The following is a 24,756-nucleotide window of genomic DNA, read 5'->3' as shown; positions in this document are numbered from 1 at the left end:
TGGCGCTCGGACTCGGACTCACGATCGCCGCGGGCGGGTGGCAGATCGCGGCGCACCTGATCACCCGCCGGTTTCCCCCGGAACAGCGCTAGGGCCGATCCGGTGGTCCGGGCCGTGCCGCGCGGGCCGACGGGGCCGCACCCGTCCTCGTCGCGCACGACGGGGCCGGGGTGCGCGCTCCGCACCCCGGCCTGACCGTCACCGGGCCACCGCCGTGGAGACGACGGCGGTCACCCCATGGACTTCGCGCCGTCCAGCGACTCCCGGATGATGTCCGCGTGCCCCGCGTGCTGCGACGTCTCCGCCAGGATGTGCACCAGCACCCGCCGCGCCGACCACCGCGCCCCCGGCTCGAACCACGGGGCCGGCGGCAACGGCTGGTCGGCGTCGAGGTCCGGCAGCGTCGCGATCAGCTCGTCGGTGCGGGCGGCGACCAGCGCGTACTCCGCGAGGAGCTCTTCGAGGGTTTCGGTCTCCAGCATCGTGTGCTGCGCCTCCCAGGCGGCCCAGTCGCCCCCGGTGTCGAACGCCGCCGGCCCGGTGAGGATGAAGTCGGCCCAGGCCCGCTCGGTGGCGGTGACGTGCTTGATCAGGCCGCCCAGGTGCAGGGCGCTGACCGTCGTGCGCTTGCGGGCGTCGGCGTCGGCCAGCTCGCGGGTGGTGTTGCGCAGGAAGAAGCGGTGCTTGCCCAGGGTCTCCAGCAGGTCGGTGCGCTCGCGGTTCATAGCCTGTCCTCCGAGTGTGTTCGTTCCTTGCTCTACCTCCAGCCTAGAGGCCATTCAGGCCACTTTAAGTCCTAAATTCCAGAGCTTCTGAGGGGTACGGGCCACCCGGCGCTCGCGGCCGTCATTTCCACTGAAATACACCAATTTTGGTACTATCCATATGTGGTCGCGTCCGCGATTGTTGCCCTGTCCGCCGGCGAGTGGGTGGCCCTGGCGGGCGTGATCGTGGCGGCGGCCGGCGTCGTGGTCCCCTTCGTCTGGACCCTCTCGCGGCGGCGCAGACAGGTCGACCAGGCGCAGTCCGACCAGGCCAAGGACGTGCACGCCTGGTGGGAGCGCAGTCCCCGACCCCATGAGGCCGACCGGGCCGAGGCCGTGGTCGACAACGACTCCCGCTCGCCGGTGTTCCACGCCAACATCACCGTGAGCAGCGTGCGCGGCGGCTGGCGGCAGAAGTACGACTGGCCGACCGTGCCGCCGAAGACCCGGGTGCGGTTCAGCGTCCAGGCCGGGGCGGAGGCCGGGACCGGAGCGGAGGACGGGACCGGGACGGAGGCCGGGGCCGGGGCGTCCACCGGGCTGCGGTCCGGGGACCACGAGGTGCGGCTGCTGTTCAAGGACGCCCACGACAGGTTCTGGCTGCGCGAGGAGGGCCACCTCGAACGGCTCAACCCCGAGCTGCTGCTCTGGGCGGAGCCCCGGCGGGCCGAGATGATCCGCCGGCAGCTGGAACGCGACTTCACCGGCCTGTACGGCATCACCGTCCGCTACGGCACCGACGGCGCGCGCACCGGCTACCAGGAGACGGTCAGCGAGCTGCTCGACCGGTTCGAACGCGCGGCCAGGGGCGGGACCTGCCCCGACGTGCTCCTCGGCCCGCACGACTGGGTGGGCAGGCTCGCCAGCGGGGGACTCATCGAGCCGCTCACCCTGAGTGAACGGCAACGGGCCGCGTTCTCCCCGGAGGCGCTGGCGGCGATGACGTACCGGGGCCAGCTCTACGGCGTGCCCTCCACTCTCGACACCGTGGCCCTGATCCGCAACACCGACCTGGCGCCCGACGCGCCGGCCACCGTCGAGGAGCTGGTCGCGCGCGGCCGTGGGCTGGCCGCCGGCCGTGCGGACTTCCGGATCCTCGCCCTCCAGGTCGGCGAGGAGGGCGACGCCTACCACGCGTGGCCGCTGCTCTCCAGCGCCGGACTGGACCTGTTCGGCCGGCACGGCGACGGCTCCTGGGACCCGGGGGTGGTCCTCCCCGGCGCGCCGGAGGCGTTGACGGCACTGCGCGGCCTCGGCGACAAGGGCGAACGGGTCCTGCGGCAGGACGTCGGCGACGACACCGCCATGCGACTGTTCCTGGACCGGCGAACGGCGTTCCTGGTCAGCGCCTCCCGCGCGCTCGTGGACATCGCGGCCGTGAACGACACGCTGCCCGCCGAGCGCCGGCTCCCGTTCGCGGTGTCGCCGGTGCCGGGCTTCGCCGGTGGCCGCCCGGGGGTCCCGATGGTGTCGGCGTACGGCTTCTACGTGCACAGCGCCGCCCCGAACAAGGCGCTGGCCCGCGACCTGGTCGGCGACTACCTGGCCCGCCTCGACGTGGCCGAGAGCATCGCGGGGCTCCAGTCCCGGCCGTCCGCGCTGACCGCGGCCCAGGACCTCGCCGGGCTGGGGGAGCCGGTCCTGGCGTACACGCGGGAGTGCGGTCGTGGCGACCTGATGCCGTCGTACCCGTACATGAAAGAGGTCTGGTCCGCGCTGGGGGAGGCCGAGCGCAGGGTGATCGGTGGCGCGGACCCGGCCCGGACCGCGCAGTCCCTGGTCCGCGCGGTCACCGGACACGTCCACGGCTGACGCTCCGGGTGCGCGGCTACGATGCCGACATGGCGATCTTGCACCGGGCCGACCTGAGCCCCACCAAGCTGGAACTCCTGGCCGACTGGCTGCCGACCCGGCCCTGGTACGACGGGCCGTCCACCCCGACCGTCGAGCGGGTGGCCGCCTACCGGTTCGACGACCCGGCCGGCGAGGTGGGGGTGGAGACGCTCCTGGTGACGGCGGGCACCGGCACGGTCTGGCAGACGCCCCTGACCTACCGCGCCGCGCCTCTGGACGGCCGCGACGAGTGGCTGCTCGGGACCACGGAGCACTCCGTGCTCGGCACCCGGTGGGTCTACGACGCCTGCGGCGACCCGGTGTACGCGCAGGTCCTGGCCACGGCGATTCTCACCGGCGCCGGTCAGGCGGAGGAGTTCGTCGTGGGCAGCCCGGTGCCGAGGCCGCCCAGCATGACCGTCGCGGGCAGCGGGGACAGCTCGGCGGCGCCCACAGTCGAACGGATCGGCCGGGTGGTCGACGGGGACCCGACGGTGATCGTGACCGGGGCCGTCGAGCTGACGGTGGCACGGGTGCTCCGCCCGGACGCGGCGCCGGGTGGCGGCCCGGTTCTCACCGGCGGCTGGGACGACCGGGCCCCCGTGACCCTGGCCTCGGCCCGCCCCGCCTAGGGCCTGACCGCACGGCTACGGCAGCGGCCACACGCACGCGTGGAAGCAGCGCCACCCCTCCGCCGTGCGCCGGTAGGAGTCGACGTACCGGTTGTACCTCCCCGGCCGCAGGAAACTGCGCGCCGACACCACGGCCACGTCCCCGGCCACGTGGATGACCACCTGATCGATGTCGATGGTCGGCAGCGGGGCCGCCGTCAGGTCCGCGATGTAGCGCGGCATGTCCCACAGCTCCCCGGTCCGCCCGTCGAGGTAGCGGAAGTCGTCGGTGAGCACCGGCTCCAGGATCTCCCACCGGGCCTTGCGGAACGCCTCGATGAACTGGTCGTTGAGCTGCGTCAGGGTCGCGATGTCATCCATAGTGGTCATTCTCGCACCCGCCCGTGAGCAACCCCTGTCGATGGGTACCGGCCGGCGCGCTCTCCTGAGTGGACTCTGAGTGGATTCCCAGTACCGCCTGCGACGCTCTGCCGGCCGGAGGTTCCTCCGGTGTCCAACGGAACGAGAGTAGGCAACCCATGTCGAAGATCCTGAACCTCCAGAAGAGCGTCATGCCGTCCGCCTCCGCCATCGCGATCAGCGTGTCGTCCTGCGACTCGAACAGCTGCCACGGCTAGTCGGCACCGGTGTCCCGGCGGCCTCACCGCCGCCGGGACACCACCCTCCGCGGGGCACTTCGACGAGGAAGGCAACAGGCTGTGTATCCCTGGGAGACCGTGGTCCACTACGCGAGTTACGACCCCCGCTGGTTTGAGACGTCCGACCGGTACCTGCCCTCCGACGAGCACCTGGCGGTGTACCGGTCCGTCTCCCCGGGCACGTGGCGGCTGCGGCGGCGCGGCCTGTGGTTCATCTCCGACCCGCCCGGCGTCGTGATGCCGCGGCAGGGCTGGAAACTGCACGTGTCCGCCGTGCCGGACGAGAGCGTCGACGTGCTGCGCGCCGCCCTGCCCGTGCTGGTCGGGCACGCGGTGCCGTACAAGTTCCTCCTGGACCGGCACGCCGTCGAGGTGACCACGGGGAAGGTGTTCCCCCGCACGGCGAGCGGCAAGTTCATCACCGTGTACCCGGTCGACGACGACCACTTCCACGCGGTGGGCGAGGCACTGGCCTCGGCGCTGAAGGGCCGGACCGGCCCCTACATCCTGTCCGACCGGCGCTGGCCCGGCTCCACGGCCGTCTACTACCGGTACGGCGGCTTCGTCGGCGTCTCGCAGCTGCGACCCGACGGCGCCCGCACCCTCATGATCGGCGCACCGGACGGCACGCTCACCCCCGACGTGCGCGCCCCCTTCTGGGACCCGCCGGCCTGGGTCACCGACCCGCACCCGCCGGAGGAGACCACCGACGACGGCGACCTGATCGGCGGGCGCTACGAGGTGCTGGAGGCGCTGAGCCTCGGCAACCGCGGCGGCGTGTACGCCGCGACCGACCACCGCACCGGCGGCCGGGTGGTGCTGAAGGAGGCCCGGCCCGGCGTCCTCGTCGGCAAGCCCGGCAGATCGGCGATCGAGGTACTGGAGAAGGAACACCGCCTCCTCGTCGACCTGGCCGACACCGGCCTGTTCGCCCGACCCGTGGAACTGTTCACCGAATGGGAACACGTCTTCCTGGTGCAGGAACGGCTCGACGCCGTGCCGTTCGGCGCGTTCACGATCGCCCGGAACCCGGTCGTCACCCTCGACCTGCGCCCGGCGGCGCTGCGCGACCACTTCCGGATGATGCGCGGCCTGTGGCGCCGGATCGCCGAGGCCGTCGCCGCCGCCCACGACCGGGGCATCCTGCTCGGGGACCTGTCACACACCAACATCCTGGTGGCCCCGGACGGCACCGACCTGTGGGTGATCGACCTGGAGACCGCCGTCCGCGACGGCGAGGACCCGCACCTCGACATCTACACCCCCGGCCTGGCCGGCGCCCGCCGGATGCGCACCCGGAGATACGACCGCGACAACGACTGGTACGCGCTCGGCGCGCTCATCCTCGGCTCGGTGTTCGTCGTCTACAACGTGACCGGCCTGCACGCGCCCACCTTCGACCGCTACCTCACCGCCCTCACCACGGACCTCGGCCTGCCCGCCGAACTCGCCGAACTGGTCACCCTCCTGTGCGCGGAGGACGGCGCGCCCCCGCCAGCGGAGATCCTGCGGCTCCTCGACGCGCTCCCGTTCGACGACCCCGCCGGGTGGACCGGTCCCGCGCCCCTGTCCCTGCCGGCCACGGACCTCGCCGACCCCGGACCGACCGACGCCGAACTCGGCGAGGTGATCGACGGCGTGCTGCGCTACGTCGAGGCCACCGCCACCCCGCACCGGCAGGACCGGCTGTTCCCCGCCGACCTGTTCGTCTTCGAGTCCCACCCGGCCTCGGTGGCCTACGGGGCCGCCGGCGTCCTGTACGGGCTGGAACGCCTCGGGGCCGCGGTCCCCGCGCGCCTGGTCGGCTGGCTGCTGGCCCGCGACACCGGCCCGGACTCCTGCCCGCCCGGCCTGTACACCGGGCAGGCCGGCATCGCCTGGGTCCTCGACGCGCTGGGCCGTCCCGACGCGGCCCGGGCGCTGATGGCACAGGCCCGCGAGCACCCCCTGCGCCACGCCACCCCGGGCATCGTGTCGGGGGCCGCCGGCTACGGGCTGGCCTGCGTGCACCTGTCCCGCAGGCTCGACGACGACCAGCTGCTCGCCGACGCCGTGCGCGCGGGCGGGGCCCTGGCCGCCACGGCGGTCCACGACGACCGGGGCGCGCACTGGCCCGACGGCGAGCACACGCCCGTGGGCTACGGGCACGGCGCCAGCGGCGTAGCCCTGTTCCTGCTCTGCCTGTACCGGGCGACCGGGGACGGGACCTGGTACCGGCTCGGCCGGGCCGCGCTGGACTTCGACCTCGACCAGCGGGTCCCGTTCGGGAACTCGCTGCTGCTCTTCCCCCGCTTCGTGGAGGAACCCGAGGAGGGGCGGGTACTGCGGTCCTACTGGGACGAGGGCACCGCCGGCGTGCTCACCACGGCCCTGCGCTACCTGGCCACGCACCCCGATCCCGAGCTGGAGACCCTGGTGCGGGCGCTGCTCGCGGACGCCTGCCGCAAGTACAGCGTGTTCCCGCAGCTGTTCCACGGCCTGGCCGGCCTCGGCAACGTCCTGCTCGACGCCGGGGAGCTCCTCGGCGAGGACCGGTGGTTCGCCGAGGCCCGCCGGACCGCGGCCGGGGTGCTGCTGGCCCGGGTCGACCGCCCGGAGGGCATCGTGTTCCCCGGCGAGCAGGCGATCCGGGAGAGCGTGGACCTCGCGACGGGCTCCATCGGCGTGGCACTGTTCCTGGACCGGCTGCGCAGGGCCGTGCCCGGCGGCCGGACGAACTTCAACTTCGTCGTCGACGGGCTGCTGCCGTGAGGTTCCCGGGGGCGCGCCGGTTCGCCGTGGTCGGGGCGCACCGCGACTTCCGGCTGCTGTGGGTGGGACAGTTCACCTCGGGGCTGGGCAGTTCCATGACCTTCCTGGCCGTGCCGCTGCTCGCGGTCGCCGCGACCGGGTCGGCGGCCCAGGCCGGCCTGCTCGGCACCCTGAGTTTCCTGACCACCTGGCTCGTGGCGATCCCCACCGGACTGCTGGCCGACCGGTGGGAGGCCCGCCGGCTCATGCTCGGCTGCGACGCGGTACGCCTGTGCGCCGTGACCGTCCTGGCCGGCGCGGCGGTCGCCGGGCGCACGCCGTTCTGGCTGCTGGCGGCGGTCGTCATCGTGGACGGCGCGGCGGCGATGGCCTTCAACCCGGCGGCGACGAAGCTGCTGCGGGCCGTCGTACCCGACGCGGCGCTGCCGGAGGCGGTCTCGGCGAACCAGGCCCGGGGGTACGCCGCCGGGCTCGCCGGGCCGCCGCTGGGCGGGCTGCTGTTCCACGCCGGCCGGGCGCTGCCGTTCCTGGCCGACGTCGGCTCGTACCTGGTGTCGCTGTGGTGCGTGTGGCGGCTGCCGCCCGGCCCGGCCCCGGAGCCCACCGGCCGGCGGAGGAGCCTGCTGTCCGGGGTGGGCACCGGGTTCGCGGTCCTGTGGCGCACCCCGTTCCTGCGCGCGACCGCCGTGTACTCCGTCGGCGCGAACGTCGCGGTCTCCATGCTGTTGTTCGTCCTGCTGCTGCGCCCCGGAGCCGCCGTGGGCCCCGCCACCACGGGCGTCGTGCTCAGCGTGGCCACGGTCGGCGGTCTGCTCGGCTCCCTGTGCGCGCCCACGGCGCACCGGCGCCTCGGACTCCGGCCGCTGCTGCTGGTCGTGGCCCTGTCCCGGCTGGTGGTCGCGTCGGTGGCCGCGTTCCTGGGCGGGCCGGTGTGGCTGGGCGCGGCCCTGTTCCTGGTGCTGTTCCTCGGCCCGGTCGCCGGGGCCGCCATCACCACCACCCAGCTGCGGGTGGTCCCCGACGGGGTGTACGGCCGCACGAGCGGCACCATGTCGTTCCTGTCGGGCACGCTGCAACCGCTCGCCCCGTTCACGGCCGGCGCGCTGATCCAGCTGTCCGGCCCCGGCGCGGCCCTCGTACCCGTCGCGGTGTTGTTCGGGTTGGGCGCGGTCACGGTCGCCCTGGCCCGCGGCCTCACGGTCGCACCGGCCGCGGTCCCCGCTCCCGTGCCGGGGTGACCCCGGTCGGTCACCGCTGCCGGTCGCGGCGTTCCTGGTGCCGGAACACCGTGGGCGCCACGCCCACATGCCGGGCGAAGACCCTGGTGAAGTAGGCGGGATCGTCGTAGCCGACCTCGGCGGCGATCCGGGAGACGGAGAGGTCGGTGTCCGCCAGCAGCGACTTCGCGCGCGTCAGCCGGATCCGGACCACATACCCGGTGGGGGTCGACCCGGTCAGCTCCCGCACGGCGGTGGCCAGCGTGTCGCGGGAGACCGCCAACTCCCTCGCGACCGCGCCGACGCCCGCGCCCACCGGCCCGTCCGCGTCCCGCGCCAGGAGTTCCAGCGCCCGGCGGCCGATGTCGCGGCGGCCGGGCTCCGGCGGCATCCGGGTGGTGCGCGCCGTGCCGACCGCGCCGATCAGCGCGTGCAGCATCGCGGCCGCCCGCACGTGCCCCGCGAGGGACTCGGGCTCGCCGGCGACGTCCAGCAGCCGCACGAGCAGCTGGTGCGTGCCGTCCGGGTCGGCGGGTTCGACGACGGCCGGGCCGCCGCCGAGGTAGCCGAGGTCCTCGTAGCGGGCGGTGGCCGGCCCCTCGAAGAGGATCCAGTACTCCGACCAGGTGTCCGGGGCCGGACCGTAGCTGTGCGCGACGCCCGGCGGCAACCAGAAGAACGCACCGGCGTGCACCTCGTGCGTGGTGGGCCGGCCGTGCAACGACAGGGACCCGGAGCCGGCGGTGACGAGCACCCCGGCGTAACTGGCCAGGGTGCGCTCCGTCCGCGACGTCGACTGGTCGGTGATCCGTCCGACGCCGGTCACGGCCGCGCCGAGGGCGTGCACCCCCGCCGGCGGGGTCAGGTAGCGGGACACGGCGAGCACGGAAGCCTCCGATCCGGGATCGCGGTGGTCGACAGATGTCCAAGAAGTCCCGGACTCCGTGCATGGATCTTCCATCACCGCAGCCAGCAGGATAGTTCACATGAACGCTGTCCAGGCATGGGAATCGACCGGCATCCTGACCTCCAACGGGTACCGGCTCGATCCCGACCCGCGCAGGCTGGGCCGCCTGGAACCGGTACCCGACGACGTCCGTCACGATGTCGACCTGCTGCGCGCCCGGTTCGCCCGCGACGGCTACCTGTACCTGCCGGGCTTCCTCGACCCGGCGGAGGTGCGCGGGTTCCGCCGGTACTACTTCGCCACCCTCGCCCCCAGCGGCCTGACCGAGCCGGGCTCCGACCCCGCCGAGGGCACCTGCGCGCGCGGCGGCACCCTCGACCGGGGAACGCTGCGCCACCTCCTGTTCCGGCAGATCGTGCCGGGGCCGGAGTACGAGGCGCTGTGCCGGCACCCGAGACTGGTGGCCTTCTACCGGTGGTTCCTGGGCGTCGACGAGCTCCACCTGCACCGCCGGAAGATCATCCGGCATGTCGGGCCGGGGGAGTCCGGGATCGGGACCGCGACCCAGGCGCACTACGACCTGGTCTACCTGCGCGGCGGCACCGACGGCGTCGTGTCCTCCTGGATCCCGCTGGGCGACTGCCCGGTCGAGCGGGGACCGCTGATCTACCTGGAGGGCAGCCACCGCGCGATCCGCGCCCAGGAGGCCGCCGGGACCCTGCGGCGGCCCGCCGCCTCGCTGACCGCGGACCTGCCCGCGCTCGCCGACGAGCACGACGCCCGCTGGCTGGTGACCGGATTCGCCGCCGGGGACCTGATGGTGCACGACGCCCACATCGTGCACGCGTCCCTCGACAACCGCGACCCGGACGGCGTCATCCGACTGTCCACCGACATCCGCTACCAGGCCGCGACCGCGCCGATCGACCGGCGCTGGCAGAACCACTGGCACGACGAGGACGGCCTGTGACGCGACGCGTCCCGCGCGCCGGGCGTGGTAGGCCAAGGCGGCACCACTGGCACGACGGGGACGGCCTGTGACCGCCCCGCCTCACCGACCCTGTGGCGCGGCCGTGGCCGGTCCGTAGGACCACACGCTGCCGGCGATCGCCGCACTGATCGCCGTCAGCGCGCCGCAGATGACCGCCAGCCCGACGGCGACGCCGTTGATCTTCTCGAAACCGAAGACGAACCTGATCTGGGTACTGATCGGCGTGCCCCACAGGAGCGGCGCCGTCACGAACACCGCCACGACGTACACCGAGCACAGGGCGAACAGGGTCCACGCGCCGGCGATCCTGCGGGCGAAGGTGAACCCCGCCGGGACCGCCAGCATCGCGGCGCCGATGACCCCGCCGACCACGTTCACCACCACCACGCTGGTCCAGGCCCCGGTCGGCCCGATCGCGTAGACGACGTTGTAGAGCGCGAAGCAGACGAAGAGGCCGGCGGTGAGCAGCGCCAGGACGCCGGCGACGACCGCCGCCGCGGCATTGGCCCTCGGCCTGGGGCGCGCCGCCGAGGGAACGCCCCGGGGCCCGCCCGCCCCCGGCGGCGGACCGTACTGGGAGAACCCTGGTCGCGGTGGATCCGGCTGCATCCGCACTCCTCGCTCGTCGGCGACACGAACCTACCGCCCATCATGGTCCGCGGACGCAAACCGGTTCCTCGCCCACCCTGCTCGGGACGGCTGGGCTGGTGCGACGGCTGGACCGGTGGCGACGGCCTGGCTGGTCACGACGGCTGGGCCGGCCACGACGGCCGGGCTGGTCACGACGGCTGGGCTGGGGGCGATGGCCGGGCTGGAGGCCACGGCCGCCGGGTGGCGCTGTCTCCACCCGGCGGCCGTGTTCGCCTACCGGACCGTCACCGTGGCCCGCCCCGTGGCCGCCCCGGACGGGTCGATCACCAGGGTGTACACGCCGGCCACCGGCACCGTGACGGCGCCGAGGTTCGCCGTCGCGCCGCTGGCCGTCTTCGTCGCCAGGACCGAGCCGTCCGGCGCGCGGAGGGTGTAGACCGTGCTCGCGCCGAAGTTCGCGGCGGCGGAGCCGACCGTCACGACCTGCCCGGCGGTGGCCGTGAACGTCACGGTGCCCCGCTGGCCGGGTGCGTCGACCGTCGCGACCACGCCCGGCCCGCCGACCGTCGCTGCGGTGACGGTGTCGGCGGGCAGGACGTACGCCTGGACGGCCATCGTCCCGGTGTAGTCCGCCGCCGGGTCCACGACCACGGTGTACGTGCCGGTGGCGGTCAGGAGCACCGGTTCGAAGAAGCACGACGTCCCGCAGTTGACGGTCGCGCCGACGATCTCGTTGGCCGGCCCGCGCAGGGTCGCCGTGGTGGCCTTCGAGGTGCCGAAGCCGGCCGCGGTGAGCTTCACCGAGACCCGGTCACCGGCGGAGGCGGCGAACTCGACGGAACCGTTGCCGCCGGGTACCGCCAGGGTCAGGTTCGCGGCGGTGCCGTTCGGCGCGACGGTGACCTTCTGGTCGGTGACGTCGTACACCTGGGCGGTGATGGCGCCGGTCACGGCCACCTCCGGGTCGACCAGGACGGTGTACGTGCCGGTCGCCGGCAACGCGAACGTGTCGAAGAAGCAGGTCGCGCCGCAGGAGATGTTCTGCGCCTGGCTGGTGCCGTCGGGGCGGCGGACCACGACGGTCGCGTCGTGGCTGCCGTACGTGCCGCCCGACAGCCGGACGGACACCCGCTGCCCGGCCGTGCCGGGGAACGTCACCGCCGCGTTGCGCCCCGGCACGGTGGTGCTCACCGTGACCGCGGCCCCGCCCGGGGTGGTGGCCGCCGCGACGTCCGCGCCGACGTCGTGCACCCGGACGTCGATCGCGCCGGTCGCGATGTACTCCGGGTCGACGAGCACCGTGTACGTGCCCGTGGTCGGCAGCGCGACGGTGTCCAGGAAGCACGTCGCACCGCAGCTCACGTTCGAGCTGACCTTCCCGCCGTCGGGGCGGCGCAGCGTCACGGTCGCGTCGGCCGCGCCGAACGTGCCGCCGGAGAACTGCACCGCGACCCGCTGGCCGGCGGTGGCGGGGAACGACAGCACCGCGTTGCGGCCCGGCCGGTCCAGCACGACGGGTACCGCCGGGCCGCCGGGCGTGACCGGGGCGGTCAGGTCGGCCGTGTCCGACACCAGCACGTTCTGGGTGCCGCGGTCGGTCTCCTGCGGGTCGACCTCGACCGTGTACTGCCCGGTGGCCGGCAGCGCGAACGAGTCGATCAGGCACTGCTGGTAGCAGAGGGCCGAGGCGGCGAGGGCGCCACCGGGCTGCCTGACCCGCAGGTAGGAGTAGCCGGCGAACGTTCCGGCGGTACCGGCGACGGAGATCCGCTGGCCGGCGGTACCCGTGAAGGTGCCCTCCGGGTTGTGGCCCGGCCGGTCGACGGTGAACGTGGTCGGCGTGCCGACCGTCAACGGCACGGGGGTGGTGGTGATGTCGTAGCCCCGCACGGTCACCGGCCCGAGCCGACCCTTGAGGGGAATGACCGCGAGGGTGTACCCGCCGTCGTAGAGGAGGGTGCCGGTGACGGCCAGGCAGTCCGGTTCGATGTCGTACCTCGGCGTGGAGCAGGAGGCCGCGACACCGCCGGGGCCGGCCAGGACGAGGCTCTGGATCGGGCCGGACCCGGTCCGCTCGACCCAGAGGGACACCCGCCGCCCGGCGGGAACGGTGACGCTGAACGTCGCCGCGGTCTCCGGCGCGAGGATCGTCGCGGTGGTGGGGGTGCCGTCGAGCGGGAGCGGCGTCGCCGGCTGGGCCAGGATGTCGAAGAGCTGGATGTCCATGGCCGCGCCGTCGCCGCCCCGGAAGTCCACGACCAGCGTGTAGGTGCCGGTCCGCGGCAGGACCACCGGCTCGACCTCGCAGGTGGCGGCCCCGACGAAGCAGTCCCACCACCCGCCCACCGACTGGCCCGTCGGGTCGAGGACCGTGAAAAGGAAGTAGTTCCTCGCGGTGTGGCCGGTGATCAGGGCCGCGAACGACTGCGCGGTGCGCCCCTCGAACGGCAGCGCGAAGTTCTGCCCGAAGCCGGACGTCGCGACGGTCACCGCCGGCCCGTAGGTCAGCGGCGTGGCCAGGTCCTCCGGCACCTCGTACACCCGCACGGTCACGGTGCCGGGGTTCACCCCCTTCGGCTGGATCCGCACCACGTGGGTGCCGTCGCCCACCACCTGGGCCGGGCAGAACGACGGCAACTGGTACTCCTCGCGGCACGCCCAGACGGACCCGCCAGGAAGCCGGACCTCGGACACGCTGCCGCCGACCGCCGCGTCGTCGATCCGCACGGCGAGCCGCTTCCCGGCGCCGCCGGCGAAGGCCACCTCCACCGCCTGCCCCGGCACGGTCGTGGTGACCGGCACGGCCGGCCCGGCGATCTCGGCGGTGGCCGTCGCGGTCGGCGAGCTGAGCACCCGTAACGTGATCCCGGCGGGCAGCTGGTAGGTGTACGTGCCCGTCCGGTACACGCCGTCCGTGCGCACCTGGAACGTGCCGACCAGGCACGCGGTCACCGAGCAGGACTTCGACGGGGCCAACGCGGCGCCAGCGGAGTCCTCGATGAACATCGTCTTCCACGTGGGCTCGACCGAGTTCGTGGCGACCACGCTGATCCACTGCCCGGCGGTGGCGGTGAACGTGACCCCCACCCGCTGGCCCGCCCCCGTGGAGGCGACAGTCACGGCGGGTCCGTCGACGACGGCGGGGAGGAACAGCTCGGGGTTCGCGGTCGCCGCGGCGGGGGCCACGCCGACCGTCAGCGCGAACGCCAGGCCGGCGGCGACCCCGGCGGCGGCGCGCCAGGCTCGGGAGAGAATGGGCGGCACATGGGCTCCTTCGCGGACGGCGGGGGCGTCAACCCGCGCCGGTCGGCATCGACCCCCGACGAAGCCGACGTCTGTCCACAGTGGCAGTACGGTCCGGCCCGGGCATGTCCGGTGTTTACCCGACAGGTGAGCCCACCACGGGCGCACACGACGGCACCCTTCGCGGCCCGCATGTCGGGTTTCTGCGCTGTCGCCGGCGCCGCCTGCCGCGTCCACGGGGCCACAATGGGACCGTGGCGGCACAGGGTGCGTGGCGATGGTGGCTGGTGGCCGGCGGCTTCGCGATCGGGGTGGCAGCGGTCGGGGCCGGCGTGGGGTTCGTCCGGGCGGGGCTGGAGGACGCCGACCGGTGGGCCAGCGTGCTCGGCGTCTTCCTGAACCTGGCAGGCGTCGTGATCGCCGCCTGTAGCGCGGTGTGGGCCCGCCGGGCGCTGCGGACACCGGCGGCGGCGGAGGCGGAGGCCGACGTGGTCAACGCGATCAGGAAAGGCCGGATCACCGGTGCCGTGCTGCAAGGGCGGGACGTGGACCTGTCCGGGACGGCTCCCACGGGGCCGGAGCGGGTCGCGCCGGGCGGGGTGTCCAACCGGATCGACGGCGCCGAGGTGCACGGCACGGTGATCCAGGGCCGTGACCTCCGCGGACCCCTACCGCCGGTGGCCGGCGCGGACCAGCCGGACGGACGGCAACCGTGACCGCCGGCCGCGGCGGTGCCTGGCGGGTGGTCAACACGGTCGCCGACAGCGTGGTGATCGGCACCGTGATCCAGGGCGGGACCGTCCACGTCACGCTGCCCGCGCGGATCACTCCCGCGACCGGCGGCCTGCCGCGTGCCGCAGGGGTGTTCACGGGCCGCGACGCCCACCTCGACGCACTGCTGGCCGGACTCGACCCGCAGGGGGCCGGCGGAACGGTGCCGGTGTCGGCGGTGGCCGGAATGGCCGGGGTCGGCAAGACCGAACTGGTACTGCAGGTCGCCCGCCGGGCCTGCGCGGCGGGCTGGTTTCCCGCCGGAGTGCTGTTCATCGACCTGTTCGGCTACGACCCGAAGCGGCGGCTCACCGCCACGGACGCGCTCGGCAGCTGGCTGGAAGCCCTCGGAGTGCCCGGCGAGCACATCCCCGGAGCCGAGCAGGACCGGGCCCGGCTGTGGCGCACCGCGATCGACGCCTACACCTCCGCCGGCCGACGGCTGCTGCTGATCATCGACAACGCGGCCGACACCACCCAGGTCGCACCGCTCCTGCCCGCCGACCCCGCCGTGCCGGTACTCGTCACGTCCCGCAACACCCTCGACCTCGACGCCCGCCTGCACCAGCTCCCCGTGCTCGCCCCCGCCCCCGCCGCCGCCCTGATCGCCGACGTGATCCGGCTACGACGCGGCCCGGACGACCCGAGGGTCCGCGACCCCGCCCATCGGTCGGGGCTCGCCGAGCTCGCCAGGCTGTGCGAGTGGCTGCCCCTGGCACTACGGATCACAGCCGCGCTCCTGGCCGACCGCCCACACCGCACCCCCGCCGCGCTCGCCGCCTCCCTGCGCGACGAACACCACCGCCTCGACCGGATGCGGCGGGTCGAGACCACCGGCGAGGTCGCCGTCCGCGCCGCCTTCGACCTGTCCTATCAGCACCTCACCCCGGCTCAGGCCCGGCTCTTCCGCCTCCTGCCCGTCAATCCCGGACCCACCATCGCCACCTCCGCCGCGGCCCGGCTCGCGGACCTGACCGACGACGACACCGAGACAGTGCTGCAGGACCTGCACCGCGCCCATCTGATCGAGGAACCCGCCCCCGATCGGTGGCGCCAACACGACCTCCTACGCCTGCACGCCACGACGCAGACCTCCGCCACCCCCGACGAGGCCGAGACCGCCTGGCGACGGCTCCTCAGCCACTACCTGACCACCACCCGCGACGCCGCGGCCCACCTCCAGGTGCCCCCGCAACCCACCCCCGACACCTTCGCCGACCGCCTCCAGGCCCTGGACTGGCTCGACGCCGAACGACTCAACCTCGTCGCCACCACCACCCGTACCGCGGCCACCGGCGACCACGACTCCACCGCCCGGATCGCCGCCACCCTCGCCGGCTACCTGGCCTGGAGACGCCACCTCACCGACTGGGTCACCCTCGCCCACCTGGCCCTCACCGCCACCCGGGCCCTGGGTGACCGCCACCGCGAAGGCAGGGCACTGAACACCCTCGGGCTCGCGCTGCGGGAGGTGCGCCGGTTCGCCGAGGCCGTCACCGCACACGAGCGGGCCGCCGGCATCCTCCGGGAGGTCGGCGACCGCCACGGCGAGGGCATGGCACTCAACAACCGGGGGAGTGCCCTACAGCTCCTACGTCGGTTCCCGGAGGCGATTTCCGCCCACGAGCGGGCGGCCGACATCTACCGGGAGGTCGGGGACCGGCACGGCGAAGGCAACGCCCTGAACGACGTCGGGCTCGCGCTGCGGGAGACGCGCCGGTTCGCCGAGGCGACCTCCGCGCACGAACGGGCGGCCGACATCTACCGGGAGGTCGGCGACCGGCACGGTGAGGGGGCGGCGCTGGTCAACCTCGGGCTCGTTCTACGGGAGACCCGGCGGTTCGCCGACGCGGTCTCCGCGCAGGAGCAGGCGGCCGGCATCCTCCGGGAGGTCGGCGACCGCCACGCCGAGGGCACGGCGCTGAACAACCTCGGGATCGCGTTGCGGTACACCCGGCGGTTCGCCGAGGCGTTCTCCGCGCACGAGCGGGCGGCCGACATCTTCCGGGAGCTCGCCGACCGGCACGGCGAGGGCACGGCGCTGAACAACCTCGGGCTCGCGTTGCGGGAGACCGGGCGTTTCGAGGAGGCGGTCTCCGTACACGAGCAGGCCGCCGGCATCCTCCGGGAGGTCGGCGACCGGCACGGTGAGGGCGGGGCGCTGAACAATCTCGGTCTCGCGCTGCGCCGGATGCGACGGTTCGAGGAATCGATCGCCGCACACCGCGGTGACCTGGCGATCTGCCGGGAGGACGGTGACCGCCACGGCGAGGGCGGGGCCTTGACGAACCTCGGGCTCGCGCTGGGGGAAGCGGGCCGTCCCGAGGAGGCGGTCTCCGCGCACGAGCGGGCCGCCGGCATCTACCGGGAGGTCGGTGACCGCCACGGCGAAGGGGCGGCGCTGGACAACCTCGGGATCGCGTTGCGGGAGGTCCGGCGGTTCGACGACGCCCGGCGGTGCTGGGCCGAGGCCGTGAGGGCGTTCGAGGAGACCGGCGACGACGAGTCCGCCACCGACATCGAGGTACTGCTCTCCGAAATGGGGTCCGGGGAGGGCTGAACGGCCGCACCCGATCGTCGCGTCCGAGGGGGCGCCGGACGAGTCTCGCGACCCGTCCGGCGATCGGGGATCCGGCGGCCCCGGCGGCCGCCCTGGCTAGCGCCGCGTGCCGGTGATCACCACATCCCCGAGCCCGCCGACGACCAGGCGACCGGTCGGCTCGAAGCCGGCCTCGCTGAACCAGTCCTCGTACTCGGCACAGGTGTAGACCATGCCCTCGCCGGAGGCCACGGTCAGGAAGTACGCCGACAGGGCGGCCGCCAGGTCCGGGCCGGTCAGGTCGTCGTCCGCGCCCGGCGTGACCACGAAGATCCCGGCGCCGGGAGCCACCGCGCGGGCGGCCTTGGCGATGAGTTCCTTGTTCCGCTCGATCGACCAGATCTCCAGGAAGTGACCGAAGAGCACGGCGTCGCAGCCGGTCGGGAACTCGTCGTTGAACGCGTCCAGGCCGATCGCGCGGACCCGGTCGGACAGGCCGAGCTCGGCGAGCGTCGCGTTGGCCCGCTCGGCGACGGTCGGCAGGTCCACGATGGTGATCCGCAGGTGCGGCCAGCGCTGGGCCAGGTGGCTGGCGTTGATCGCCGTGCCGCCGCCGATGTCGAGCAGGTGGGTGTAGCCGGACAGGTCGAGGTGCTGCTGGAGCTCCTCGGCCACCAGGCGGCTGACCGAGCCCATCATGTTGTGGAAGGTCTTCTCCAGCTTGCTGTCCAGCGCCAGCCGGCCGTACAGGGTCGGCGAGTCGCCGGGGATGGCCTCGCGGAGACCGACGTTGGTGTTCTCCTTCAGCGACTCGTAGAACCAGGCCATCGGCCGGTAGTTGACGTGCTGCTCCCAGGGTACGAACGCCGCGGGCACGTCCTCCAGGCTGCCGGCCAGCGGCGCGGCGACCTCGGTGTTGTGGAAACGCTCCCCGTCCTTGCGGACCAGGCCGGCGGAGGCGCAGCCCAGCAGCAGGATCCGGGCCGGCTGGTCCTCGATGCCCAGCCGGGCGGCGATCTCGGCCCGGGTCAGGCCCGGCTCCTTGCCCAGCAGTGCGAACAGACCGAACTCGCAGGCCGCGCTCAGGTACTGGAAACGGTAGTGGGCGTAGAACAGCTCCCGGAGGGGATCGACCTGGCTCGTTCGTACGTCAAGGCTCGCGGTCACGGTAACTCCTCGTCCAACGTGGATGTTGCAAGGAGTCTCGCCGGGTTCCGAGCGGGGGACATCACGTGTTTGAGGTGTATCCGCTAGGGGGTGTGCAGGAGCCGTTCGAGGCCGTTGAGGGTCAGGTCGAGGCCGAAGGTGAAGTCCACGATCCCGTCGTACTCCCCGGCCAGGACCTGGGTGGCCATCTCGACGATGTGGGGATAGGCGCCGGGCGGGAGTTGGGGCAGGTAGGCCGCTGCGGCTTCCGCGTACTGGTCCGGCTGGAAGGGGGAGTTGAGTTTCTGGAGGGTGAATCCGTAGATGTGGCTGTCCATGGCGTTGGCGGCGTGGTCGGCCTGCGCGACGGTGAAGCCCGCCCGGCGCAGGCTGGCGAGGGTGGAGTCCACGTAGTTCAGCATGGCGGGCCCGACGGTGGGGCGGGACATGAGCAGCCCGCAGGCCCACGGGTGCCGGAGCAGCACCTGGTGCGCGGAGATCCCGCGTCGGCGCATGGCCGCCCGCCAGTCCTCGTCCGGGGCCGGGAGGGCGATCTCGGCGACGACCATGTCGACGATCCCGTCGAGGATCGCGTCCTTGTTCGCGACGTGTTTGTACAGCGACATCGCCTCGACGCCGAGTTCCTGGCCGAGTCTGCGCATCGTCAGCCCGTGGGTGCCTCCGGCGTCGGCGAGGGCCAGGGCGGCGCGGAGCACCCGTTCGACGCTCAACGGCTCGCGTGCGGCCGCGTCCGTGGGGGTCTGCGAACTCACCTCGGCTCGGTCCTCTCGATCTTCGACTGCGGAGCTTGACATCATCCCAGACCCTCACTAGCTTACGCTGTAAGCCAGCCGGCTTACAGCGTAAGCCGGCTGCTGCGCGAACGTCGAATCACAGACGCAAAGGCAGGTACATAGTGCGAAAGTCATTCACCCGGGTGGCCTGGGCGGCGGTGGGACTCCTCACCGCGTCCCCGGTCGCCGTCGCGGGCCCCGGAGCGCCCGCCTCCGCGACGCCCGGCGCGGCCCCGTCGGTCGTGATCTCCGCGATGCAGCGCGACCTCGGGCTCACCGCCGCCCAGGCCGAGGCCCGGATCGTCAACGAGGAGAACGCCGGCCAGACCGACAAGCGGCTCCGCGCCAGCCTCGGCGGGGCCTACGCCGGCACCTGGCTGTCGGCGGACGCCACCGTCACGCACGTCGCGGTCACCACCAAGGAGGCCGCCGAGCTGGTCCGCGACGCGGGCGCCGAGCCCACTGTCGTGCCCTACAGCGCCGCCGACCTGCGCGGCATCCAGGAGACCCTGGACAAGGAGCTGGGCTCCGCCGGGCTGCCCGTCGTCGTCACCTTCGTGGACGTCGCCGCCAACCGGGTCGCGGTGCGCGCCCGGCCCAAGCTCGTCGCGGACATCCAGGCCGTGGCACTGGCCAGCGGGATCCCCGCCGCCGCCGTGTCCGTGGTCGGCACCACCGACTCCCCGACCCCGACGTCCGACATCATCGGGGGCAGCCGGTACGACCTGCCGCGCGAGTTCTGCTCCTCCGGGTTCGCCGTCGACAACGGCGGGTTCGTCACCGCCGGGCACTGCGGATCCCCCGGGACGCCCACCAGCTCGCCGTCCGGCACCTTCCAGGGCTCGCGGTTCCCGGGCGACGACTACGCGTGGGTGGCCACGCCGGGCCACACCCCCCGGCCGTTGGTCAGCAACCACGCGGGCGGGAACATGATCGTGCGCGGCTCGACGGAGGCCCCGGTCGGCGCCGCGGTGTGCCGGTCGGGCGCGACGTCCGGGCTGCGCTGCGGCACGATCACGGCCTGGAACACGACGGTCACGTACTCCACCGGTGAGACGGTCTACGGCATGATCAGCGCGAACGTGTGCTCGGCGAAGGGCGACTCCGGCGGCGCCCTGATCTCCGGCTTCCAGGCGCAGGGCGTCAACTCCGGCGGCAACGGGGACTGCGGCCAGGGCGGCGGCTACAGCTTCTACCAGCCGGTGAACGAGATCCTCGCCGCGTACGGGCTCACCCTCACCGTCGACAACTACGTCCCCCCGGTCGGCACCGACCACGCCCCGATCGGCAACCTCGATGCCGTCACCGCGCAGAACGGCGGGCTGCGGGTCGAGGGCTGGGCCGCCGACGAGGACCTCGCCCCGCGCACCACCCCGACCCACATCGACCTCTCCGTGGACGGCGCCGCCCGGCCCCGGTTGCTCGCGAACCAGAACCGGCCGGACATCGGCGTGCTCCTCGGCTCCAGCTACGGCCCCAACCACGGCTTCTCCACCTTCTACTCGCTGGCCAACGGCCCGCACACCGTCTGCGCCTGGGCCCACAACCACCGGCCGAACGGCGCCCCCAACGAGCAGCCGGCGACCGCCCTGGGCTGCCGGACCGTCACCGTCGGCGGCGGCACCCCGCCCCAGAGCAGCGGGGAGATCTCCAGCGTGTACTCCAGCCTGTGCCTCGACGTGTCCGGCGGCATCGACGCCAACGGCACCCGGGTCCAGCTCTACACCTGCAACGGCACCGCCGCGCAGCGCTGGACCGTGGCCTCCGACGGCACGCTGCGGGTGTACGGCGGCAAGTGCCTGGACATCGTCGACTACGGCACCGGCAACAGCGCGCCCTTCCAGATCTGGGACTGCCACGCCGGGGTGAACCAGGTGTGGCAGACCCGGCCCGGCGGGGTGCTGTACAACGCGAACTCCGGCAGGTGCATGGACAACATCGGCTACGGCACCGGTAACGGTTCCCCGGTGGGCCTGTGGGACTGCAACGGGGCGTCCAACCAGCAGTGGTGGCTCCCGAGCTAGTGGCCATGGTGGGCGCCCAGGGAACCCGGGGCGCCCACGGTCCGGGGCGCCCCGGGTCCCGGCGGCGCCCGCCCCGTGACCTGAGGCTCGGAGGCCAGGCGTCAGGGGAGTGGTCGGGCTTTCACCGGCAACCGCCGGACGCGCGTGTCCGCAATGTGCTGGAATCGTCCAGGTGCGCGGTCCACTGTCCACGGGGCCGGCCGCCGACAGGGAACGCGATCGACGGTCGAGATCGAAGAACCTGTCCGCACGGGTACCCATGTGATGAAGGTTTTCGCATGGCGGCGGACACCGGAGGGAGTCGCCTTGACAGGACAGCAGCAGTCGCCGGTCATTCTCGTTCCGCGGGACGCGATCGGAGTCTCCCCGGCGGGCGAAAGGGTGACCGTCGACTGGAGATCCGGAGACCAGGAGTTCACGGTCAAGAAGAAGTCGAGCGGCTACCGGTTCAAGCCCCACGAGGGCGGACAGACGGTGCTCCTCGACGCGGCGGAGTACCAACTCGCCGAGGTGCATTTCCACCGGCCGAGCGAACACTGGGTCGACGGCGCAAGTTTCGACGCGGAACTGCACGCGGTGCACGTCCGCGCGGAGGACGGCGTGCGGCGGTGCGCCGTCAGCGTTCTGCTGAACCTGGCCGGGGGCGACCACGACCACGCGGAGCCGACCCCGCCGACGTCGTTCGACCTGGGCGCCCTGCTGCCGCCGGACCGCGCGTTCTACCGGTACGAGGGCTCGCTCACCACCCCGGACTACGGCGAGCGGGTCAGCTGGATCGTCATGCGCGACCCGGTGGCCGTGACGGACCCCCAGCTCAGGCGGTTCATCCTCGGTGCCGCCGACGAGGCCCGCGACCCGTACCCGCTCAACCGCCGGTTCGTCCTCGCGGACCGCTGCGCCCCGCGACCGGTCTGACGCGTCCCAGGGGCCGCCCCGGGCAGCACCCCGGCGCGCGGGGTGCTGCCCGGGGCGGCTACGAGGCGACGAGGGCGCCGAGCTTCCAGTAGGTGCCGGGCGTGGTGGCGGTCAGCGTGAGGTCGTGGGTGCCGCCGGCCAGGGTCGCCGTGTACCACCGGAATGTGCCGGTCGGCAGTGCGGTCCCGGTGTCCACCAGCGTGACGCCGCCGGAGGTGACGGTCATCCGGTCGGCGGCGTACTGGTTGTCGCCGACCAGGAGGTACACGGTGTGGCTGCCTGCGGGCAGGGTCACCCGCAGTGTCCGGGCGGCGGTGTCGGTGGCGAAGTCGCGCCGCAGGTCGTCGGGGGTGCCCCGGTCGCGGGACTGCGGGGCCGCGCCGGTCCAGCCGTACCCGAGGGTGCCGGTGTAGGCCGTGGCCGGGCCGAGCCGTGTGTATCCGGTGCTGACCGGGCTGGTGTCGGTGCCGGCGTCGAGGGCGACGGTCCCACCACTCGGAGCGGGGACGAGTTGGCGGGGCTGTGCCTCGGTGTCGGCGTTGATCACGGCTCGGACGAGGCCGGGTGCGACGTCGCCGCCGAACCGGCCGGTGACGGTCATGTTCACGGTGGTGGAGCCGCCGGGGGTGACGGTGAACGGCGTGTCCGGTCCGGCGGTGAACCCGGCCGGCGGGGTGACGACCACGGTGCCGCTGGCCCCGCGCCCGCTCACGTCGTCGACCGTGACGGGTACGGTGACCGTCGCGGAACCGGTCAGTGGTGCGGGGAACGCGGCCAGGTCGCGGATCCGGACCGGGGAGAACATGACCTTCCAGCCCAGTTTCGGGTCCCCGAACCACGTCTTCAGCGCCTTGGTGTGGAACGGCGGTACGGGGTCGGGGTTGCCGCCGTTCCAGGTGGGAGAGCACAGGAACTCGGTGGAGGTCCAGTACATCAGTCCCAGGGTGTGCGGCCGCCGGCCGAGGAGCCGGTTGTACTCGTCGACCATCAGGCCCTGGTAGTACTCGGTGCCCTTGCCGAACCCGGGTCGGCCGGCGACGGCCTCGGCTCCGAACTCGCTGACCATGACGGGTTTGCCGCCGGCCGTGGACTGGATCGCGTCGAGGAGGCCGGGCAGGTCGGCGAACGTGTTGGAGTACCAGCCGTAGTAGATGTTGGCGAGCACCACGTCCTGGTGGGCGTAGGACCTGTCCGCGGTGTGCCAGGCACTGACCTCGGTGTACAGCCGGGTGGGGTCCAGGCCCCTGCCGTAGCCGATGAGGGTGCTGACGTAGTTGGCGCCGTCGGTGGTGTTGGTGGCGTTCTCGTTGCCGACGGACCAGATGATGACGCCCGGGTGTCCGCGGTCGCGGTCGATCATCCGGCGGAGCTGGTCCTTGGCGAAGGTCTGCAGGGCGGCGCCGGCCAGGGCGGTGCCGCTCATCTGCTGGATCGACACCTCCCCGATGACGAGCATGCCGAGCCGGTCGGCCTCGTCCAGCATCGCCGGGGTGGTCGGGTAGTGCCCGGGGCGGAAGATCCGGTAGCCCCTGGCGTGCAGCTGGTCGAGTTCGCGCACGGCCAGGCCGTCGGGCAGGGTGCGGCCCAGGCCGGGGAAGTCGGCGTGCCGGTTGAACCCGGGCAGGTTCGATACCACCTGGCCGTTGAGGGTGACATCGCCGCCGGAGACGGCGACGTCGCGGAAGCCGGGCCGCAGCGTGACGGCCTGGCCGTAGCCCTGGCCGGGCGTCACGGAGACGGTGTACCGGGCCGGGTTCGCGGGACTCCACAGGGCCGGGGCCGTGACGGTCACGGTCACGGGCGCCGCCTGTCCGCCCCCGACGGGGATGTTGAACCAGATCGTCCTGTCGACGAGCGGGGCACCGCCTCCGGGCGCGACGACCCGGAGCGTGGCCGGGATCCCCAGGACCTGGGTGGTCGTGTTCGTGCCCTGCGCGCGCAGGGTGAGTGTGCCGGCGGCGTCGCCCTCGGCGGTGATGTTGGTGACCGCGACGGCGTTCATCCGCTCCAGGCGCACGCCCTGCACGAGGCCGCCCCACTGCCAGTACAGGTGCGAGGTGGTGTACGGGTTGATCGTCGCCTTGCGGTTGTCCACGATCACGGCCACGGTGTTGGCCCCCGACCGTGCCGCCGCCGTCACGTCGAAGCGCTGCGGAAGGTAGCCGCCGGTGGAGGTGCCGACCTCGGTGCCGTTGAGGAAGTAGCGGCAGGAGAAGAAGCAGGACTCGAAGACCAGATGCACACGGGGGGTACCGAGGGTGCCCAGGTCGATCCCCTTGCGGTACAGCACCCGGTGGCCGGTGTCGCGGTTCCACCGGTCACGGACCGCGCCGAAGGAGTCGGGCACCAGCACCGTGGTCATGGCCGCCTCGGAGAAGCCGGGCTGCGCCCCGGGCGGGGCGGTGCCGTCCAGGGCGCCCGCGGGCAGCTCGTCGTCGGTGGCGAACGGCCAGGCCCCGTTGAGGGTGGTGACCCCGGCCGGGTCGGCGGGCCGGGTCGTGGTCACCGACGTCGTGCCTTTGACGACGCCGGCGGGTGTCACGGCCTCTGCCTTCAGGGTGTGCGCGCCGGGCGGGAACCAGGACGCGTCGGTCGCGGTGCTCCACCGGGGCGCGGCACCGGTCGCGGTGGCGTACTGCCGGGTGACCTCGGCGAACGCGATCCCGTCCAGGGAGAACCGCACCGCCGTGGTGGCGGCCGGGGCGGTCACAGCGACGTCCACCGTGCCGGCCAGAGTGGAGCCGGTGGGGCTGAGAAAGGTGACGGACTCGGCGGCCCGCGCGAGGGTCGGGGGCAGGAGCGCCACCATCGTTGCCAGGGCCACGGAGGCCACACAGGATCTCAGACGCATGTCGAGTCTCCAGACTCTGTCCAAGTATGTGAATAGATGAGGTTGCCCATGAGGCTGCCACGACTATCCGTCGCTGTAAATACATGCTTGAAACTGTCCGTAATTTGCTTCGAACATGCGCGTTTGCTGAGCGGTCAGGGTGCCGTTCA

17 protein-coding genes are annotated in these 24,756 nt (G+C 73.2%); 9 read left to right on the top strand and 8 right to left on the bottom strand.

The genetic code is table 11. The annotated features are described in order from the left end of the window. Positions 1-230: 230 nt before the first annotated feature. Complete coding sequence (locus tag PT931_RS07290) at positions 231-725, bottom strand: DinB family protein (protein WP_456244909.1); 495 nt, start codon at positions 723-725, stop codon at positions 231-233. Positions 726-887: 162 nt separating this feature from the next. Here PT931_RS07290 and PT931_RS07285 point away from each other — a divergent pair, with 162 nt between their 5' ends. Further along, the gene (locus PT931_RS07285; RefSeq protein ID WP_456244908.1) at positions 888-2,576 is read left to right on the top strand and encodes a sugar ABC transporter substrate-binding protein; all 1,689 of its coding nucleotides are present in this window, start codon (positions 888-890) and stop codon (positions 2,574-2,576) included. 29 nt (positions 2,577-2,605) lie between these two features. Continuing rightward, complete coding sequence (locus PT931_RS07280) at positions 2,606-3,229, top strand: CG0192-related protein (RefSeq protein ID WP_456244907.1); 624 nt, start codon at positions 2,606-2,608, stop codon at positions 3,227-3,229. Positions 3,230-3,244: 15 nt separating this feature from the next. Here PT931_RS07280 and PT931_RS07275 read toward each other — a convergent pair whose 3' ends face one another. After that, a complete protein-coding gene (locus PT931_RS07275) occupies positions 3,245-3,598 on the bottom strand; it encodes a nuclear transport factor 2 family protein (protein ID WP_456244906.1) in 354 nt (117 codons plus the stop codon). Positions 3,599-3,927: 329 nt separating this feature from the next. Here PT931_RS07275 and lanKC point away from each other — a divergent pair, with 329 nt between their 5' ends. Further along, the gene (gene lanKC, locus PT931_RS07270; protein ID WP_456244905.1) at positions 3,928-6,618 is read left to right on the top strand and encodes a class III lanthionine synthetase LanKC; all 2,691 of its coding nucleotides are present in this window, start codon (positions 3,928-3,930) and stop codon (positions 6,616-6,618) included. Next, positions 6,615-7,856, top strand: coding sequence for an MFS transporter (locus PT931_RS07265; protein ID WP_456244904.1), 1,242 nt, complete (start codon positions 6,615-6,617; stop codon positions 7,854-7,856). Before lanKC ends, PT931_RS07265 begins: the two co-directional genes overlap by 4 nt. A 10-nt stretch (positions 7,857-7,866) precedes the next feature. Here the strand turns inward: PT931_RS07265 and PT931_RS07260 are convergent, their stop codons facing one another. After that, complete coding sequence (locus PT931_RS07260; RefSeq protein WP_456244903.1) at positions 7,867-8,721, bottom strand: helix-turn-helix domain-containing protein; 855 nt, start codon at positions 8,719-8,721, stop codon at positions 7,867-7,869. Between the two features lie 100 nt (positions 8,722-8,821). Between PT931_RS07260 and PT931_RS07255 the strand changes: the two genes are divergently transcribed. Next, complete coding sequence (locus PT931_RS07255; RefSeq protein WP_456244902.1) at positions 8,822-9,712, top strand: phytanoyl-CoA dioxygenase family protein; 891 nt, start codon at positions 8,822-8,824, stop codon at positions 9,710-9,712. An 81-nt stretch (positions 9,713-9,793) separates the two neighbouring features. Here PT931_RS07255 and PT931_RS07250 read toward each other — a convergent pair whose 3' ends face one another. Both PT931_RS07250 and PT931_RS07245 read right to left on the bottom strand, forming a co-directional pair. Then, positions 9,794-10,342 (bottom strand): hypothetical protein, encoded by a 549-nt coding sequence (locus tag PT931_RS07250; protein WP_456244901.1) that lies wholly within the window; start codon positions 10,340-10,342, stop codon positions 9,794-9,796. A gap of 255 nt (positions 10,343-10,597) precedes the next feature. After that, positions 10,598-13,588: a PPC domain-containing protein gene (locus PT931_RS07245; protein WP_456244900.1), complete on the bottom strand. Its 2,991-nt coding sequence runs from the start codon at positions 13,586-13,588 to the stop codon at positions 10,598-10,600. Between the two features lie 233 nt (positions 13,589-13,821). On the opposite strand from PT931_RS07245, the gene PT931_RS07240 reads away from it, so the two are divergent. After that, entirely contained in the window at positions 13,822-14,283 is a 462-nt protein-coding gene (locus tag PT931_RS07240; protein ID WP_456244899.1) for a hypothetical protein, read from the top strand. Beyond that, a complete protein-coding gene (locus tag PT931_RS07235; RefSeq protein WP_456244898.1) occupies positions 14,280-16,898 on the top strand; it encodes an ATP-binding protein in 2,619 nt (872 codons plus the stop codon). Before PT931_RS07240 ends, PT931_RS07235 begins: the two co-directional genes overlap by 4 nt. A gap of 96 nt (positions 16,899-16,994) precedes the next feature. Here the strand turns inward: PT931_RS07235 and PT931_RS07230 are convergent, their stop codons facing one another. Then, the gene (locus PT931_RS07230) at positions 16,995-18,044 is read right to left on the bottom strand and encodes a methyltransferase (RefSeq protein WP_456244897.1); all 1,050 of its coding nucleotides are present in this window, start codon (positions 18,042-18,044) and stop codon (positions 16,995-16,997) included. 83 nt (positions 18,045-18,127) lie between these two features. Then, positions 18,128-18,796: a TetR/AcrR family transcriptional regulator C-terminal domain-containing protein gene (locus tag PT931_RS07225; RefSeq protein ID WP_456244896.1), complete on the bottom strand. Its 669-nt coding sequence runs from the start codon at positions 18,794-18,796 to the stop codon at positions 18,128-18,130. 143 nt (positions 18,797-18,939) lie between these two features. Here PT931_RS07225 and PT931_RS07220 point away from each other — a divergent pair, with 143 nt between their 5' ends. Beyond that, the gene (locus PT931_RS07220) at positions 18,940-20,841 is read left to right on the top strand and encodes a ricin-type beta-trefoil lectin domain protein (protein WP_456244895.1); all 1,902 of its coding nucleotides are present in this window, start codon (positions 18,940-18,942) and stop codon (positions 20,839-20,841) included. A gap of 306 nt (positions 20,842-21,147) precedes the next feature. Next, positions 21,148-21,756: a carbonic anhydrase family protein gene (locus tag PT931_RS07215; RefSeq protein WP_456244894.1), complete on the top strand. Its 609-nt coding sequence runs from the start codon at positions 21,148-21,150 to the stop codon at positions 21,754-21,756. 58 nt (positions 21,757-21,814) lie between these two features. Here PT931_RS07215 and PT931_RS07210 read toward each other — a convergent pair whose 3' ends face one another. Next, positions 21,815-24,607 (bottom strand): glycoside hydrolase family 2 protein, encoded by a 2,793-nt coding sequence (locus tag PT931_RS07210; RefSeq protein ID WP_456244893.1) that lies wholly within the window; start codon positions 24,605-24,607, stop codon positions 21,815-21,817. Positions 24,608-24,756: the final 149 nt, after the last annotated feature.

It is taken from the genome of Longispora urticae (assembly GCF_053902585.1).
Note: the sequence above shows the minus strand (reverse complement) of the source record. Positions and strands in the feature narration are given on the sequence as shown.

Excerpts from the sequence above, each read along its gene's own strand:
- PT931_RS07290 (WP_456244909.1), bottom strand. The coding sequence starts at position 725 with ATGAACCGCGAGCGCACCGACCTGCTGGAGACCCTGGGCAAGCACCGC.
- PT931_RS07280 (WP_456244907.1), top strand. The coding sequence starts at position 2,606 with ATGGCGATCTTGCACCGGGCCGACCTGAGCCCCACCAAGCTGGAACTC.
- PT931_RS07275 (WP_456244906.1), bottom strand. The coding sequence starts at position 3,598 with ATGACCACTATGGATGACATCGCGACCCTGACGCAGCTCAACGACCAG.
- PT931_RS07255 (WP_456244902.1), top strand. The coding sequence starts at position 8,822 with ATGAACGCTGTCCAGGCATGGGAATCGACCGGCATCCTGACCTCCAAC.
- PT931_RS07250 (WP_456244901.1), bottom strand. The coding sequence starts at position 10,342 with ATGCAGCCGGATCCACCGCGACCAGGGTTCTCCCAGTACGGTCCGCCG.
- PT931_RS07210 (WP_456244893.1), bottom strand. The coding sequence starts at position 24,607 with ATGCGTCTGAGATCCTGTGTGGCCTCCGTGGCCCTGGCAACGATGGTG.